1 rRNA gene is annotated in these 223 nt (G+C 47.1%); it reads right to left on the bottom strand.

The annotated features are described in order from the left end of the window. Positions 1–106, bottom strand: a 16S ribosomal RNA gene (locus tag ACVOJ1_RS19000); the annotation flags it as partial. Between the last annotated feature and the right edge of the window lie 117 nt (positions 107–223).

Raw genomic sequence — 223 nt, 5'->3', positions numbered from 1 at the left:
GCCACTCGCCACCCAAGGAGCAAGCTCCTCTGTGCTGCCGTTCGACTTGCATGTGTTAGGCCTACCGCCAGCGTTCACTCTGAGCCAGGATCAAACTCTTCACTTAAAACTACATTGCCCGAAGGCAAAAATTTAAAGCTGCAGATGAATGATTCTGGCAACGTATCGCTTGCTTTAAAACAATTAATAGTTGCTTGATCAAACGTCTGCAAGATGGACAGTC

It is taken from the genome of Stenotrophomonas sp. STEN225, assembly GCF_056756445.1.
Note: the sequence above shows the minus strand (reverse complement) of the source record. Positions and strands in the feature narration are given on the sequence as shown.